Raw genomic sequence first — 14,977 nt, 5'->3', positions numbered from 1 at the left:
AACCACTTATTCCCGTTCAGGCGGGCAAGAAAGAGTAAAAGATCAATCATCGGTAACGAATCAGTTGGTTACCGGTAGCAATCAAATCCTGGGATTGAACTCAAAACGAAAAACTCAAAACCCTAAACTACAAGGGTGAATGAGTGAATGATGCCATTCGTTCATTCACCCTTTTTCGTACCAGTGCCTTTTTAATAATACAAGCATTACTTCAAAAACAGCCCACAGAAAACCGCCAAGGCGGTTGCTGTATACTTCCCTATCCAACCTCCCCGTTATAAAACGTATTATCATACTATTGTGAATACCCCGGCACAGACGTTAGCACGTCGCATAGAAGAGAAGATGAAAGAAACCGTTGATTCCCCGACGCTATTCCCCCAGCTTGACGACATATTTCTTGCCGCCGAACGACTCCGCAAAGTAGTAACCCATACGCCGCTGACGGTGAATTTGAACCTGTCCGCGAAATTCGGAGCGAATGTATACCTCAAACGGGAAGACCAGCAGATTGTACGTTCCTACAAAATTCGTGGAGCCTATAACTGTATGGCCAAACTCCCTGCCGAAGCTCTGGCCAAGGGCGTAGCCTGTGCCAGTGCCGGAAATCACGCTCAGGGCGTGGCGTACGCCTGTCACAAAATGGGCGTGAAGGGGACGATTTTCATGCCCAGCACCACGCCCAACCAGAAAGTAAAACAGGTAAAACTCTTTGGGCGGGACGAAGTAGAAGTAGTACTCACGGGTGATACGTTTGATGATGCCTACGTAGCGGCCCGGGCCTTCGAACAGCAGCAGGGAGCAACGTTCGTGCACCCCTTCGACGACCTGGGGGTTATGGAAGGACAGGGAACGGTAGGACTGGAAATCTTCAAAGATGCCGACTTTAAAATTGATTATGTCCTCTTCGCCATCGGTGGCGGCGGACTGGCTTCGGGCGTGGCTACGGTCTTCAAACACCTTTCTCCGCATACGAAACTGATTGGTATTGAACCGGCGGGAGCGGCGTCCATGCGGGAGGCACTCAACCACGGGAAGATCGTAACGCTGGATGATATTGACAAATTCGTTGATGGAGCCGCCGTCAAACGGGTAGGGGAGATGACCTTCCAGATCTGTCAGGAACTACTTGATGATGTGATTACCATTCCGGAAGGCAAAGTGTGTACCACGATCATGCAGTTGTACAACGAAGAAGCCATCGTAGCCGAGCCCGCCGGAGCACTGAGTATCGCTGCTCTGGATTTTCTGAAAGATGAGATCAAAGGTAAGAACGTGGTCTGTCTGGTCAGTGGCGGTAACAACGACATCACCCGGATGGAAGAAATTAAAGAACGCTCGCTTTTGTACGAAGGATTGAAGCATTATTTCATCATCCGGTTCCCGCAACGGGCCGGAGCTTTCCGGGAGTTTTTGAATGTACTCGGTCCCAACGATGACATTACTCGCTTTGAATACGTCAAGAAAACCAATCGCGAACAGGGCCCCGCTATCGTCGGTATTGAATTGAAATCAAAAAGTGACTTTTCTTCACTGATTCACCGCATGAATGAGGCAAAAGTTACGTACGAATACCTGAATGATAAGCCAGATTTGTTTGGGATTTTAGTATAACTTATTTCAAAGGAAGGTATAATAGAATGGGAATTCTATATTTTTGTTTCCATTCTATTAGCCTAACCTTATATGTTTCGTCCATTTCTACTTACTGTAATTTTATTGTTGAATACTGGCTATGTATTCGCCCAAAGTGCTTTCCAAGAAGGGTATATCGTAAAAGCCGCCGGCGACACTTTAGCCTGTTATATCCAGTATCAAGACTGGTCTGATAGCCCCGCCGAAATTCGAATCAAACGGGATTTAACGCAGAAAGAAGAAATCATTAGTGCGGTTTCGTATAAGGCATTTTATATAGCGAAGGAAAATCAGTTGTATAAATCGTATACATTGAATCTTCTGTACGTAAGCGAAGATGTTTACGCGACTAAACCGGATACGTACTTTCAGCAAACGTTATTTCTACAACAGCTCTGGAGTGACCAGAAAATCAGCTTGTACTACGCTAGAAGTGATAAAGACGGAAGAATCCGTTTTTTTATTGAAGAAGGACCTTCGTTCTATGAACTGATCAACTATAGTTTTTACCGGCAAAAGGAAGGACAAAATTATCGCGTAGCGGTACAGGAGTACAAGCAACAGCTAGAACAATTGACGGCTGATGTTGCCAATTTTTCAATGACTTCTCCCATTTATGCGAGCCGTTATCTAATCAACTACTTACAGGCTTATCACGATAGAAAATATACGGCAGAGCCCGTTAAATTTCGGTTGAAAGATGAAAAGTCCACGTTCTATGTGGGCCTCAATGCCGGTCTCGAACGTTTGAATATTAGTGATTTAAGCCAAGGAAAAAATCAGGCTTCTGTAGGTGTATCGGCACGCGTAAATTTCCCCCGGAATCATCAACAAATGTACGCGAAGATAGCTTATCATAGAGCTTCAAAAATAATGGTACTGCAAGACGGAACACTTAGGCCCGTGGATAGTAATTTAAAAACGATCGAAATACTGGCTGGTCAATACTTAGGCGGGGGCAAAATTCAACCTTTTTATAACGTAGGATTAGTAATTTTTTCAAATAAAATTGCTACTACCGGCATTCTTACACCGGGTGTTGGGGTTAGCTTTAAAAAACGGCTCGAATTGGAAGTATCGCATTTTAGTCGCTTGTTTTTCAAGATGGGTCAGGAAGAAGCTCCATTTTTTATTCCTCCCCGAATTTCCCTTAACTACTACATTAAACTTAATGGTCCTAATAAACTATTTTAACTGATTTTGAATTGTATACTAGTAGTGAAGAACCCGAAAGGAGGCGATTTTTAATATGAATACTGTATCCGAATTACGGGAACTGGCGGTCCGTCTGACTGCTTTTCCCACCGAAGAAGAAAAATTAGAGTTTTTACATCGGCAGTTAGCTGCGTTTTCGAACCTTTCCCCCGAACAGCAAACCCGCCAGCTTCTGGAATGGGAAGCGTTCCACGAAAAAGAACATCAGGTCGTTGAGAAGCCTCTTCCCAACGCTGAAAATAAAAATGCGGCCTAGTTGGTTTGAGGATGTGTAAAGTTTGAAAAGTTGAAAGTAGGCCTGTATCGGCCCATTTAGGCTTTTTTTGAACTTTACACATCCTCAAATCTTTTCAAACCCAATCAAACTTTACGTCCAGTGCTTCGTGTCCCCACTTTCATGCATGTCAATGAATTTGAATCGCTCAAGATTCAGGACATGACTTTTGTGGCCTACCGTAACCAGGATCCGCCGCTCCGTAACGAGGTTTTCTTCGAAGAACATGCGGTGATTTTTGTACTGGAAGGCGAGAAGCGGTTTTTAGCTCCCGAGGGCGAGACGCGGGTACGCAAGGGCGATGTAGTGTTTATTCGTCGTGGCTATTACTTCATGCAGGAAGCACTCGACCGGGCCTATCGCAGCCTGGTCTTTTTCTTTCACGAGAAGCTGTTAAAATCCTTCGTTGAGCAGCATATCGAACTGGTTTCCGGTCCGCTTCAGGAACGGGAAATTGATAACCCCTTACTGGTGTTCGAAGGAAATCCCAGCTTAAATGCTTTTGCCGATTCCATCTTCCCGTATTTCCAGCGGCCTACGCCCTTTCTGAATCAGTACCTGCGGCTCAAATCGCACGAACTCTTACTCTTACTTTTCGAAAACGACGTTACGGGACAGTTAAAAGCCTTTTTGCACAGTTTGTACATTGGCGAAAAGCTGGATCTGGAGTGGTTACTACAAAGCTATTATCTCAAACCGTTGTCGGTGGCTGAACTGGCTCGTTTGTCCGGACGTAGTCTTTCCGTATTTAAACGGGATTTCGAGAAACAGTTTGGTACCAGCCCCGCCGCCTGGATTCGGAAGAAACGACTTGAACACGCCGTATTCTTACTGGAGAATACCAGCAAAAACGTTTCGGAAATCAGTTTTGAGATTGGATACGAGAGCGTATCCCACTTCATTAAGGCTTTCAAAGAGCAATACGGTTCAACGCCCAATTTGTATCATCGAACCAAAAACGCTATCGTTTGAACGTTTGCCGATACCCACTTGCTCAATAAATCTCCCAATTTTGTAGCGTATTAGTTAGCCTAATCCAACAATGAGCAATACCCCTCAAACATTATTCGATAAAATCTGGGACAACCACGTCGTGAAACGCCAGGAAGGTTATCCCGACGTCGTGTTTATTGATCGTCACTTCATTCACGAAGTGACAAGTCCTCAGGCTTTCGATGGTCTTCGCAAGCGTGGAGCGAAAGTCTTCAATGTGAATCGCACGACGGCAACCGCCGATCACAACGTTCCTACGAAAGATCAGCACCTGCCCATCCGTGAAGCCTTGTCTCGCCATCAGGTAGAGAAACTTCGCGAAAACTGTAAGGAATTCGGTATTGAACTCTACGACTTGTTACACCCGTTCCAAGGCATCGTACACGTCATCGGACCCGAACTGGGCATTACGCAACCCGGCATGACGATTGTGTGCGGTGATTCGCATACCTCTACGCACGGAGCGTTTGGAAACGTAGCGTTCGGGATTGGTACTTCGGAAGTAGAGCAGGTACTGACGACGCAGTGTATCATTCAGTCGAAGCCTAAAAAGATGCTGATCGAAGTCAACGGTACGCTCGAAAAAGGCGTAACGGCGAAAGACTTGATCCTGTATATCATCGCTAAAATCTCAGCTGCCGGAGCTACGGGCTATTTCGTGGAATACGCTGGAGAAGCCATTCGGAACCTGACGATGGAAGGCCGGATGACGGTCTGTAACATGAGTATCGAAATGGGTGCTCGTGGCGGTATGATTGCCCCCGATGAAGTAACCTTTGCCTATTTGAAAGGCCGTCGCTTTGCTCCCCAGGGTGAAGAGTTTGACCGCAAAGTAGAAGCGTGGAAGGAACTGAAAACCGACGAAGGAGCCCAGTTCGATAAAGTACTGACTTTCGACGCGGCGGACATCAAGCCCATGATTACGTACGGAACGAACCCGGGTATGGGGATCGGCGTAACGGATCACGTACCGACGCTGGAGGAAATTCCAACGACGGAACAGCCTTCGTTTGAAAAGTCGCTGAATTACATGGGCTTAAAACCGGGCGAAAGCCTGTTAGGGAAAGCCATTGATTATGTATTCATCGGCTCCTGTACCAATGCCCGTATTGAAGACCTTCGCGAGGTTGCGGAATTTGTCAAAGGAAAGCAAAAAGCCAGTGGTATAGAAGTCTGGATTGTTCCGGGTTCGAATCAGGTGGCGGAGCAGGCTCGGGCCGAAGGTCTCGACAAAGTATTTGAAGGAGCTGGTTTTGAATTACGCGGTCCCGGATGTTCGGCTTGCTTAGGCATGAACGAAGACAAAGTACCCGCCGGTAAATACGCCGTGAGTACCTCCAACCGAAACTTCGAAGGTCGCCAGGGACCGGGAGCCCGCACGTTACTGGTCTCTCCACTGACGGCTGCCGTAGCAGCGGTGACGGGTAAGGTAGGCGACGTTCGGGAACTGGTGTAAGTAAGCTTCCATTCATAATTCTGCTGACATGGCAAAAGAGACAATAACCACATTGACTTCACAGGCGGCTCCGCTGCCGATTGAAAATATTGATACGGACCAGATTATTCCGGCTCGTTTTTTAAAAGCTACCACTCGCGAAGGTTTTGGCGATAATCTTTTCCGGGACTGGCGATACAACGCAGATGATACGCCGAAAACGGATTTCGTATTAAACGATCCGACTTACAAGGCCGCCCGAATTTTGGTGGCGGGTAAGAATTTTGGCATGGGTTCCAGCCGGGAGCACGCCGCCTGGGCTATTCATGATTACGGCTTTAGCGTAGTCATTTCCAGCTTCTTTGCGGATATTTTCCGGAATAACTCGCTGAATAACTTTGTACTACCAGTGCAGGTTTCGGATGAATTTCTGGCTAAAACCTTTGCTGTGATTGAAGCCGACCCGTACGCTCAGATCACGGTCGATCTGGAAAACCAGCAGGTGACCTTACCTGACGGTACGGCTACTGCATTCGATATCAACCCGTACAAGAAGAACTGCCTGATGAATGGCTACGATGATATCGATTACCTGATCTCGTTGCGGCCGGAGATTGAGGCGTTCCAGGCAAGTCAAGTTTAACCACTGAGTAACACAAAGTATGGCACAGAGTCTCACGGAGTTAAATGTGATTTCACGCCAGATTCTGGCCTGTGCCTACCAAGTTCATACGGCTTTAGGCCCTGGCTTACTCGAGAGTGCCTACAAAGAATGTTTGGCTTACGCTCTTACAAAAAGTGGGCTTTTTGTGGAAAAGGAGAAAGCAATGCCTTTGGTGTACAAAGAGATCAGGCTTGAAGTTGGTTATCGAATTGATCTTTTGGTTAATCAGCAAATTGTTCTGGAATTAAAATCAGTTGAAGCTTTAACGGAAGTGCACCTCGCTCAGATTTTAACCTACATGCGACTGGGTAATTACAAACTGGGTCTGTTACTGAATTTTAACGTAGCGAGCCTAAAAAATGGAATCCGGCGAGTTGTACTTTAAGCAATTACTCAGCGTAACTCTGTGTAAAACTCTGAGGTACTCTGTGGTGAATCAAACCTTTACATGGCAAGTAAACATATTCTCGTAATTCCCGGTGATGGGATTGGTCAGGAAGTGACCGAAGTATCGAAACAAGTCGTCGAAGCCATTGGCCAGAAATTTGGTCATGCCTTTACCTTCGATTACGCCCTCATCGGTCACGCCGCTATCGAAGCAACCGGACAGCCGCTGCCCGAGGAAACCATCGAAAAATCCAAAGCTTCCGATGCCATCCTTTTTGGAGCCGTGGGACACCCCAAATACGATAACGATCCTTCTGCTAAGGTACGCCCTGAGCAGGGATTGCTGGGTATTCGCAAAGCCTTAGGCCTGTACGCGAACCTGCGACCCATCAAATTATTCGACGAATTACTGGAAGCGTCCAGCATCAAAGCCGAGATTCTTCGCGGAGCGGACATCCTGTTTTTCCGGGAACTGACGGGGGACATTTACTTCGGTGAAAAAGGTCGTCAGGATGAAGGCGATACGGCGTACGATATTGCCAAATACAGTAAGTACGAAGTCGAACGCATTGCCCGGAAGGCTTTCGAAGCAGCTCGTACCCGCAATAAAAAACTTTGCTCGGTAGATAAAGCCAACGTACTGGAAACCAGCCGCCTCTGGCGGGAAGTGGTTCAGGAAATTGCCAAAGAATATCCCGACGTAACGGTAGAGCATCAATTCGTCGATTCGGCGGCGATGTTGCTCATCAAAGATCCCCGCCGGTTCGACGTGGTACTAACGGCTAATTTGTTCGGCGATATTCTCACGGATGAAGCCAGTCAGATTGCGGGTTCCATGGGTATGCTGGCTTCGGCCTCCATCGGTGATACCGTAGGGTTATACGAGCCCATTCACGGTTCAGCCCACGATATTACGGGTAAAGGCGTGGCCAACCCGCTGGCTTCAGTACTGTCGGCGGCCCTGATGCTGGATATTTCGTTTGGGATGAAGGAAGAAAGCGAAGCCATCATTGCTGCCGTAGACGGTGTACTCAAAGATGGTTTCCGGACGGGCGACATCGCTGATGCTCAGACCGACCGGGCCAAAATCCTGGGTACGGAAGCTATGGGAGCCGAACTGCTCAAGCGAATCTAAACCGGGCAATCACCGATTACGGAAGCGAAAAGGCTTAAAAAGCACGGGTATCAAACACCAAATTATTTGCCTGAATCAAAATTCCGGCTATTTTTGTCCTCACAATGGAAACCGCCTGTGTTATGTTTGCCAAGACACTCAACCTTTCTCTTCTTATTCTCGGCCGTACGCTTTGAGAACGGGAGTTGGTTGTAACCATACTGAACCCTTTCTCAAGTGCTTGAGAAAGGGTTTTTTTGTTTGCGATTTCCAATCAGACTTTGCTAAGGAGTCCCCACTACTTAGTAAAGAATGCCTAACCAAGGAGTTCATTCACGATCACACTGTTTACTTATGAGCCAAAGAATTCAAATCTTCGACACCACGCTGCGTGACGGCGAGCAAGTGCCCGGATGCCAATTAACTACGGAAGAAAAAGTAGTAATTGCCAAGGAACTTGAGCTGCTCGGAGTGGATGTTATTGAGGCTGGTTTTCCCATTTCCAGCCCTGGGGACTTTCGGTCAGTGGAGGAAATCTGTAAGGCTGTAACCGAGCCTACGGTTTGTGGACTTACCCGGGCTGTAGAGAAAGATATTGAAGTAGCGGCTGAAGCTCTCCGGTACGCCAAACGTCCCCGGATTCACACCGGCATTGGTTCATCGGATGTACACATTCTTCATAAGTTTAACTCTACCCGTGATCAGATTCTCGAACGCGGTGTGCACGCAGTTAAATACGCGAAGAAGTTCGTGGAAGACGTGGAATTTTACGCCGAAGATGCAGGACGGGCCGATCTGGAATTCCTGGCTCGCCTGACCGAAGGCGTGATTGCGGCGGGAGCTACGGTTGTAAACTTGCCTGATACGACCGGTTATCTGTTGCCCGAACAGATGTACAACCGCATTTCCTACCTTTTTGAGAATGTGTCTAACATTCACAAAGCCACGATTTCTATGCACTGCCACAACGATCTGGGACTGGCAACGGCGAACACGCTGGCCGGAATCCGGGCGGGTGCTCGGCAGGTAGAGGTAACCATCAATGGCATTGGCGAACGGGCGGGTAATACGTCGCTCGAAGAAATCGCCATGGCCTTGAAAGTACATAAAGACCTGGGCTTTGAAACGGGAATTGATTCTTCGCATCTGTATCCTTTGTCGAAACTTGTATCTGGAATGATGCGGATGCCCGTTCAGGCAAACAAAGCGATTGTGGGACGCAACGCGTTTGCTCACTCGTCAGGTATTCACCAGGATGGACATTTAAAGAATTCGTCGAATTACGAAATTATCAATCCCGAAGACGTAGGTGTACCTAGCTCGGAAATCATTCTGACGGCTCGTAGCGGCCGGGCTGCCCTGCGTCACCGTCTGCAATTGCTTGGCTTTAAATTTGAAAAACTGGATTTGGATAAACTTTACGAACGCTTTTTGTTAATGGCAGATGAACGTAAAATGATCCACGATCAGGATTTAATGGAACTGGTAGGATAATCTACTGATTAAAGTATCTCTGATAAAAGGCCTATACTCTCCAGTATAGGCCTTTTTTAACTTTTAACGAGCCTAAATTATCCTTGGGTAGAGTTATTAAAAAATTTCAATAAGATTATCTGAATATAAAATTATACTATAGTGGCAAAAGCATATATTTGACTTTAATTACTTCTGAATTCTATGTATGAAACGTATAGCTACAAACTCTCCGGTAGAAGAATTATACTTGTGGAGAAAATTTATTACAGGTGATCCCTTAGCTTTTCAAGAACTTATTGTTTCTAACTATCGCTCGCTTGTTCAGTACGGAACCCGCTTTTGCCGGGACCAGCCTTTCATTGAAGATGTAATTCAGGACCTGTTCATCTACCTCTGGGAGCATAAACAGTACTTAAGCGACACCCCTGCGAACGTTCGTAATTATTTATTTAAAGCATTCCGTAACCGCATACTTTTCGAACTCAAGCAGCAACACCGTTTTACGGAATTGCCCGAAACGGATGACGAAGGAAGCGAGCTCTATGTGCCCTGCGTGCAGGACATGCTTCTGCACTTAGACTCTGATACGGAAGTAAAGCAGCAGATTTCGGGATTGATGGCTCAATTACCCGAACGCCAACGCGAGGCCCTGTTTTTAAAATACTACCAGGATTGTGAGATTCAGGAGATTGCTGACATCATGGGCATCAACCGCCAGTCCGTATCCAACCATTTACAGAAAGCCATGACTTTTTTACGGCATCACTGGAAAAGATCCTTCGTCACTTCCCTCATTACCAGCATTTTCACTGCCTTTTTATTGTAAGTACTCCTATCTACCCGGCCGTACCATCCTTCATAAAAAAAGAAGGAGAGGACTGGACATGCATTCTCCAATAAAAAAAATTAAAAAATTCCTATTCTGAGAGGGTATAACGCTATTCGTTTTTCCTAATCAGGATGGAGGCCTTCTCCTACTTTAATTATTCCATGGATAGCTATAATCATTTCAAGGCGGAAGATTTCTTAGAAAACCCCTCATTTCGAGCGTGGGTGTATGGTAAATCTTCCCCGGCAGAAACCGATTACTGGAACCAATTCTTACGTGAATACCCGCAGGCGGAAGAAGCCATCCTGGAAGCTAAAGAATTGTTATTGACACTGGTTGAGCCAGAAGTGATTTTGTCAGAAGAATATATACGCGAACGCTCGCGGCGTATTCTTGAGCATACGAAACCCTTACCAATAAAGCGTAGCTTTTGGCGGTGGGGTGGGAGCATGGCTGCCGTGCTAGTGTTGGCTGCCGGACTCGGAGGGTGGTTGATCTGGAAAAACCAGGCTACCCTGCATCAGCTTCCGGTGAGCCAGAGTAAATCCTTAATAAAAGATTCCAAACACTGGGATGAGGTTATCAATGAAAGTCAGCAAAGTCGTTTGGTTTTATTGCCCGATGGAAGTTCAGTCGTGTTACAAGCCCAAAGCCAAATTGCTTTTCCCAGAAAGTTCGAGGCTGATAAACGGGAAGTAGTATTAATGGGAGAGGCTTTCTTCGAGATCAGGAAGAATCCCAAACAACCCTTCTTCGTAGAAGCGAATGAAGTAATTACCCGGGTTACTGGAACAAGCTTTACCATACGGGCCTTCGAAGCCGCTGATCAGGTAAAAGTGACCGTAAAAACGGGGACAGTTGCCGTATTCAAGAAAGCTCAGCAGGAAGTAAGTGCTCAACTTGTGCGACCCAATCAGCAAGCCACGTTTGAACGTCAGAACCAAAAGCTGTCGGTTAGTGGAAGTCCATTGCCGGAACTGACCGTACTAGAAAAAGAGCCCTTTACCTTCGTTCGTACGCCTATTAGCAAAGTATTTCAGATACTGGAAAAAAATTACGGAGTAAAAATCAAGTATGATTCTGAATTGATGAGGCATTGTACCTTATCAGCGGAGCTGGGAGATAAGCCGGTGCTGGAGAAACTAACGCTGATCTGTGCCGGGATAGAATCTACCTACGAGTACCAGAATGGAGAAGTAACAATTCATAGTAAAGGTTGCCATTAATTCTACGTTATCCCTTGATCCGAACAAAGCCTATGTAGCACACTAACTCCTTTATGAAAAAAGCCCCCGATGTTCCCGCATCGGAGGCCCGTACCCTCCCCTTCAGTCTTGCAAAACAGTCATCCTCCCAAAAAGGATGAACAGGGGATTCTTTGTCTAATGGTTATTAAACCTTTCAAATTTATGCAAAAATTTTTCCACTCAAACAAACTGCTGTACGACCTTATGAAAGTCAGTCTTGTACAGTTTTTCATGGCAGTAGTGTTTGTAGGTGCAAGTCATGCTCACGAGAGCTCGGGGCAGGAAATCCTTAACCAACGGGTCACTATCGCTGTTAAAAATCAGGATCTGGAAAGCGTACTTTCCAGACTGGCCAAAATTGCAAAAGTTCACTTTCTGTACAGCCCGGAATTAGTTGAGGCAGACCGTAAAGTAAACCTCACCCTGCATAACCAGACGATTGGCTCAGCCTTGCAGGAGTTACTGAATCCGCTGGCACTGACCTATCAGGTGATGGGTGAACAAATCATCCTGAAACGCAAACCCGCTTTAGGACTCGTAGCCAGTGCATCAACGCCTGCTGAGAACAAAGCGGAAGAAACAGAAATGCCCGTTGCTCCGGTAGATGTTACCGTGAAAGGGGTTATTCTGGGTGACGACGGATTGCCGCTGGTAGGCGTAAGCGTCCAGGTAAAGGGGACTACGATTGGAACGACCAGTAAAGCGGACGGATCGTATCAGCTGACGGTACCAAACTCGGAATCGGTACTGATTTTCAGTTACGTAGGCTTTATCAAGCAGGAAATTCCAGTAGGCGATAAAACGACGATTGACGTACGCTTACAAAGCGATACGCAGGCACTTTCAGAAGTCGTTGTCGTTGGATACGGCGAGCAGAAAAAGGAGACGGTAACGGGTGCAGTAACGACTGTTAAAGGTACGGATCTGGTGAAATCACCTGCGGTCAACCTGACTAACTCCATTGCAGGTCGGATGCCTGGTGTAATTGCTGTACAACGAAGCGGCGAGCCTGGCTACGATGGAGCTGGAATCCGGATTCGGGGTACGAACACGCTGGGAAATAGCGACGCTCTGATTGTAGTCGATGGAATTCCGGCACGGGCGGGCGGTTTTGACCGGATCAACCCAGCCGATATCGAAACGATTTCCGTTTTGAAAGATGCTTCGGCTGCGATTTACGGAGCCCGGGCTGCGAACGGGGTTATCCTGATTACGACCAAACGCGGTAAATCAGGTAAGCCTGAGCTATCGTATTCGTTTAACCAGGGTTTCTCTCAGCCAACCGTTATTCCTAAACTGGCGAATGCTTCGCAATTTGCTGAGATGCGGAATGAACTGGAAGTGTTCAACTTGCCCGCCAACGAATGGCGTAACGCTACGGATGCCTTCCGTTCGACGGGAAGTTATACCCGTCCGGATGGATCTGTAAAAGCAGCTCCTTATAAGCCGGAAGATTTCCAGAAATTTGCCGATGGTTCGGATCCCTGGTTTCACCCCAACACGGATTGGTTCGGAGATGCATTGAAGACCTGGTCTCCACAATCTCGCCACAATGTTCAGTTGAGCGGAGGAACCGAAAACGTGAAGTATCTGACTTCGATCGGGTATCAAAACCAGGATGCGTACTACAAAAATTCAGCGACGGGTTACAAGCAGTACGATCTGCGTCTGAATCTGGATGCCAACATTAACAAGTACGTACACGTCAACCTGGGTAGCATTGCTCGTCAGGAAAGCCGTCGTTTCCCAACCAAATCAGCCGGTACCGTTTTCCGGATGCTGATGCGGGGTCTGCCTACGCAACCGGCTTTCTGGCCGAATGGCATGCCTGGTCCAGATATTGAGAATGGTGAAAACCCCGTGGTAATCACTACGAATCAGACGGGTTATGACCGGGATACGCGTTACTACTGGCAAACCAATGGTTCGATCGATATTAAAATCCCTGGTGTAGAAGGCCTGAAATTTACGGGAACGGCTGCCATTGACAAGTATATCCGTCAAACCAAACGCTGGGAAACGCCCTGGTATCTGTACACGCATCAGGGAGCCTTCGAAAGCGATGGAGTAACGCCAGTCTTAGTACGTGGAAAACGCGGTCCTGCCGAACCTCGTCTGTCGCAGGGCAATGAAGATCAGCTGAACATTCTGTTAGGCGGAATCGGAACCTACGAACGCAAATTTGGGGATCATGCCGTGACCGTACTGGCCGGGGTGAACAAGGAAACCATCCGCAACGACAACTTCAGTGCATACCGTCGTTACTTCATCTCTACGGCGATTGATCAGCTTTTTGCTGGCGGTGATCTGGAGCGTACCAACAACGGGGGTGCCTGGGAACGGGCTCGTTTGAACTACTTCGGACGGGTTGCCTACAACTATAAAGAGAAGTATCTGGCCGAGTTCCTATGGCGGTATGATGGTTCGTACATGTTCCCCGAACAAACCCGTTACGGATTCTTCCCGGGTATCATGGCAGGCTGGCAGATTTCAGAAGAAAACTTCTTCAAGAACAACGTCAACTTCGTGAATTACCTGAAGCTGCGAGCTTCTTATGGTCAGATGGGTAACGATCAGATCTACTACAATGGTTCTCTTCAGGAGTATCAGTATTTCTCAACGGCAGGTTTTGGTACGTACGTAGTGAACAACCAGTTACAGAAAACGCTGTATGAGTCCCGCGTTCCGAACCCGAACATTACCTGGGAGGTTGCCAATAACTCAAACATCGGTCTGGAAGGTCAGTTATTCAACGGAAAAATCAACTTTGAGTTCGAGTACTTCTATAACAAACGGACAAGTATCCTGTGGCGGAAAAACGCTTCGGTTCCCCAAACGACCGGTATGAACCTGCCTGCCGAAAACATCGGTAAAATGCAGAACACCGGTTTCGAATTCAAGGTGGGACACGTCGGACAGAAAGGTGACTTCCGCTATAACATCAGCTTCAATGGAGGTTATGCGAAAAACAAAGTCCTCTTCTGGGATGAAGCTCCGGGAGCTCCTGCCTGGCAGCGTACGACGGGCAAACCGTTGAATGCCTTCCTCTTCTACGAATACGATGGCGTATTCAAAGATCAGGCGGATATCGACGCTACGCTGGCTAAAGTAGATTACTCGGCTATTACGAATACGGTACGTCCCGGAGACATGAAGTACAAAGACTTCGACGGTAATGGAAAAATTAATCCGGATGACCGCGTACGGGGTAATAAGAACACCATTCCTACGTTGCAAGGAGGCTTAAACGGATCATTTAGCTACAAAAACTTTGATCTGACGGTATTATTCCAGTATGCTACGGGTGCTCAGCTCTACGTAAGTACGGGTGAATCCGGAAGTATCGGTAACTACCTGCTGGACGTATACCAACACCGTTGGACGGTAGATAATCCGAGTGACAAACACCCCCGGATTGCCGATCGTAGCAACCAGTATTACTCGTATGACAATACGTACTGGCTGCGTAGCTCCGATTACATCCGTCTGAAAAACCTGGAGTTAGGATATACCCTGCCTTCAACGATCAGCAAGCAGATTGGAATGAATGCTGTACGCTTCTACGTAAACGGACTGAACCTCTTTACGGTCGACAAGCTGAAAGTATATGATCCAGAAGCGGAGAATACGACGGGTCAGTACTACCCACCGGCTCGTATCATCAATACGGGCTTATCCATCACATTCTAAGTAAGCTAGGGTACTGGT

12 protein-coding genes are annotated in these 14,977 nt (G+C 47.2%); all 12 read left to right on the top strand.

The features are described 5' to 3' along the window. The first annotated feature begins 345 nt into the window (after positions 1-345). The 12 genes from ilvA (at position 346) to BWI93_RS21660 (ending at position 14,959) form a co-directional block, all read left to right on the top strand. Positions 346-1,614, top strand: a complete 1,269-nt coding sequence (gene ilvA / locus BWI93_RS21715) for a threonine ammonia-lyase IlvA (protein WP_094815155.1) — start codon at positions 346-348, stop codon at positions 1,612-1,614. Between the two features lie 72 nt (positions 1,615-1,686). Continuing rightward, positions 1,687-2,829 (top strand): hypothetical protein, encoded by a 1,143-nt coding sequence (locus tag BWI93_RS21710; RefSeq protein WP_094815153.1) that lies wholly within the window; start codon positions 1,687-1,689, stop codon positions 2,827-2,829. Between the two features lie 55 nt (positions 2,830-2,884). Next, positions 2,885-3,106: a hypothetical protein gene (locus tag BWI93_RS21705; protein WP_094815151.1), complete on the top strand. Its 222-nt coding sequence runs from the start codon at positions 2,885-2,887 to the stop codon at positions 3,104-3,106. 120 nt (positions 3,107-3,226) lie between these two features. Next, the gene (locus BWI93_RS21700) at positions 3,227-4,096 is read left to right on the top strand and encodes an AraC family transcriptional regulator (RefSeq protein ID WP_094815148.1); all 870 of its coding nucleotides are present in this window, start codon (positions 3,227-3,229) and stop codon (positions 4,094-4,096) included. Positions 4,097-4,166: 70 nt separating this feature from the next. Next, positions 4,167-5,573, top strand: a complete 1,407-nt coding sequence (gene leuC / locus BWI93_RS21695) for a 3-isopropylmalate dehydratase large subunit (RefSeq protein WP_094815146.1) — start codon at positions 4,167-4,169, stop codon at positions 5,571-5,573. Between the two features lie 28 nt (positions 5,574-5,601). Then, positions 5,602-6,195, top strand: a complete 594-nt coding sequence (gene leuD, locus BWI93_RS21690; RefSeq protein ID WP_094815145.1) for a 3-isopropylmalate dehydratase small subunit — start codon at positions 5,602-5,604, stop codon at positions 6,193-6,195. Positions 6,196-6,214: 19 nt separating this feature from the next. Next, positions 6,215-6,601 (top strand): GxxExxY protein, encoded by a 387-nt coding sequence (locus BWI93_RS21685; RefSeq protein WP_094815144.1) that lies wholly within the window; start codon positions 6,215-6,217, stop codon positions 6,599-6,601. 63 nt (positions 6,602-6,664) lie between these two features. Continuing rightward, positions 6,665-7,738 (top strand): 3-isopropylmalate dehydrogenase, encoded by a 1,074-nt coding sequence (gene leuB, locus BWI93_RS21680; protein WP_094815143.1) that lies wholly within the window; start codon positions 6,665-6,667, stop codon positions 7,736-7,738. 333 nt (positions 7,739-8,071) lie between these two features. After that, positions 8,072-9,211: a 2-isopropylmalate synthase gene (locus BWI93_RS21675; RefSeq protein WP_094815142.1), complete on the top strand. Its 1,140-nt coding sequence runs from the start codon at positions 8,072-8,074 to the stop codon at positions 9,209-9,211. Between the two features lie 187 nt (positions 9,212-9,398). Beyond that, on the top strand, positions 9,399-10,019 hold the full coding sequence (locus BWI93_RS21670) for an RNA polymerase sigma factor (RefSeq protein WP_094815141.1): 621 nt from the start codon (positions 9,399-9,401) through the stop codon (positions 10,017-10,019). A gap of 164 nt (positions 10,020-10,183) precedes the next feature. Next, positions 10,184-11,248, top strand: a complete 1,065-nt coding sequence (locus BWI93_RS21665) for a FecR family protein (protein WP_176454295.1) — start codon at positions 10,184-10,186, stop codon at positions 11,246-11,248. Positions 11,249-11,431: 183 nt separating this feature from the next. Then, positions 11,432-14,959 carry a TonB-dependent receptor gene (locus BWI93_RS21660; protein ID WP_369679200.1) on the top strand — a complete coding sequence of 1,176 codons (3,528 nt, stop codon included), beginning with the start codon at positions 11,432-11,434 and terminating at the stop codon, positions 14,957-14,959. Positions 14,960-14,977: the final 18 nt, after the last annotated feature.

It is taken from the genome of Siphonobacter sp. BAB-5385 (genome assembly GCF_002261125.1).
Lineage (GTDB): Bacteria > Bacteroidota > Bacteroidia > Cytophagales > Spirosomataceae > Siphonobacter.
This window is presented reverse-complemented; position numbering and strand designations above follow the sequence as displayed.

Coding starts and splice junctions, on each gene's coding strand:
- ilvA (WP_094815155.1), top strand. CDS start 346: ATGAAAGAAACCGTTGATTCCCCGACGCTATTCCCCCAGCTTGACGAC.
- BWI93_RS21710 (WP_094815153.1), top strand. CDS start 1,687: ATGTTTCGTCCATTTCTACTTACTGTAATTTTATTGTTGAATACTGGC.
- BWI93_RS21705 (WP_094815151.1), top strand. CDS start 2,885: ATGAATACTGTATCCGAATTACGGGAACTGGCGGTCCGTCTGACTGCT.
- leuC (WP_094815146.1), top strand. CDS start 4,167: ATGAGCAATACCCCTCAAACATTATTCGATAAAATCTGGGACAACCAC.
- leuD (WP_094815145.1), top strand. CDS start 5,602: ATGGCAAAAGAGACAATAACCACATTGACTTCACAGGCGGCTCCGCTG.
- BWI93_RS21685 (WP_094815144.1), top strand. CDS start 6,215: ATGGCACAGAGTCTCACGGAGTTAAATGTGATTTCACGCCAGATTCTG.
- leuB (WP_094815143.1), top strand. CDS start 6,665: ATGGCAAGTAAACATATTCTCGTAATTCCCGGTGATGGGATTGGTCAG.
- BWI93_RS21675 (WP_094815142.1), top strand. CDS start 8,072: ATGAGCCAAAGAATTCAAATCTTCGACACCACGCTGCGTGACGGCGAG.
- BWI93_RS21670 (WP_094815141.1), top strand. CDS start 9,399: ATGAAACGTATAGCTACAAACTCTCCGGTAGAAGAATTATACTTGTGG.
- BWI93_RS21665 (WP_176454295.1), top strand. CDS start 10,184: ATGGATAGCTATAATCATTTCAAGGCGGAAGATTTCTTAGAAAACCCC.
- BWI93_RS21660 (WP_369679200.1), top strand. CDS start 11,432: ATGCAAAAATTTTTCCACTCAAACAAACTGCTGTACGACCTTATGAAA.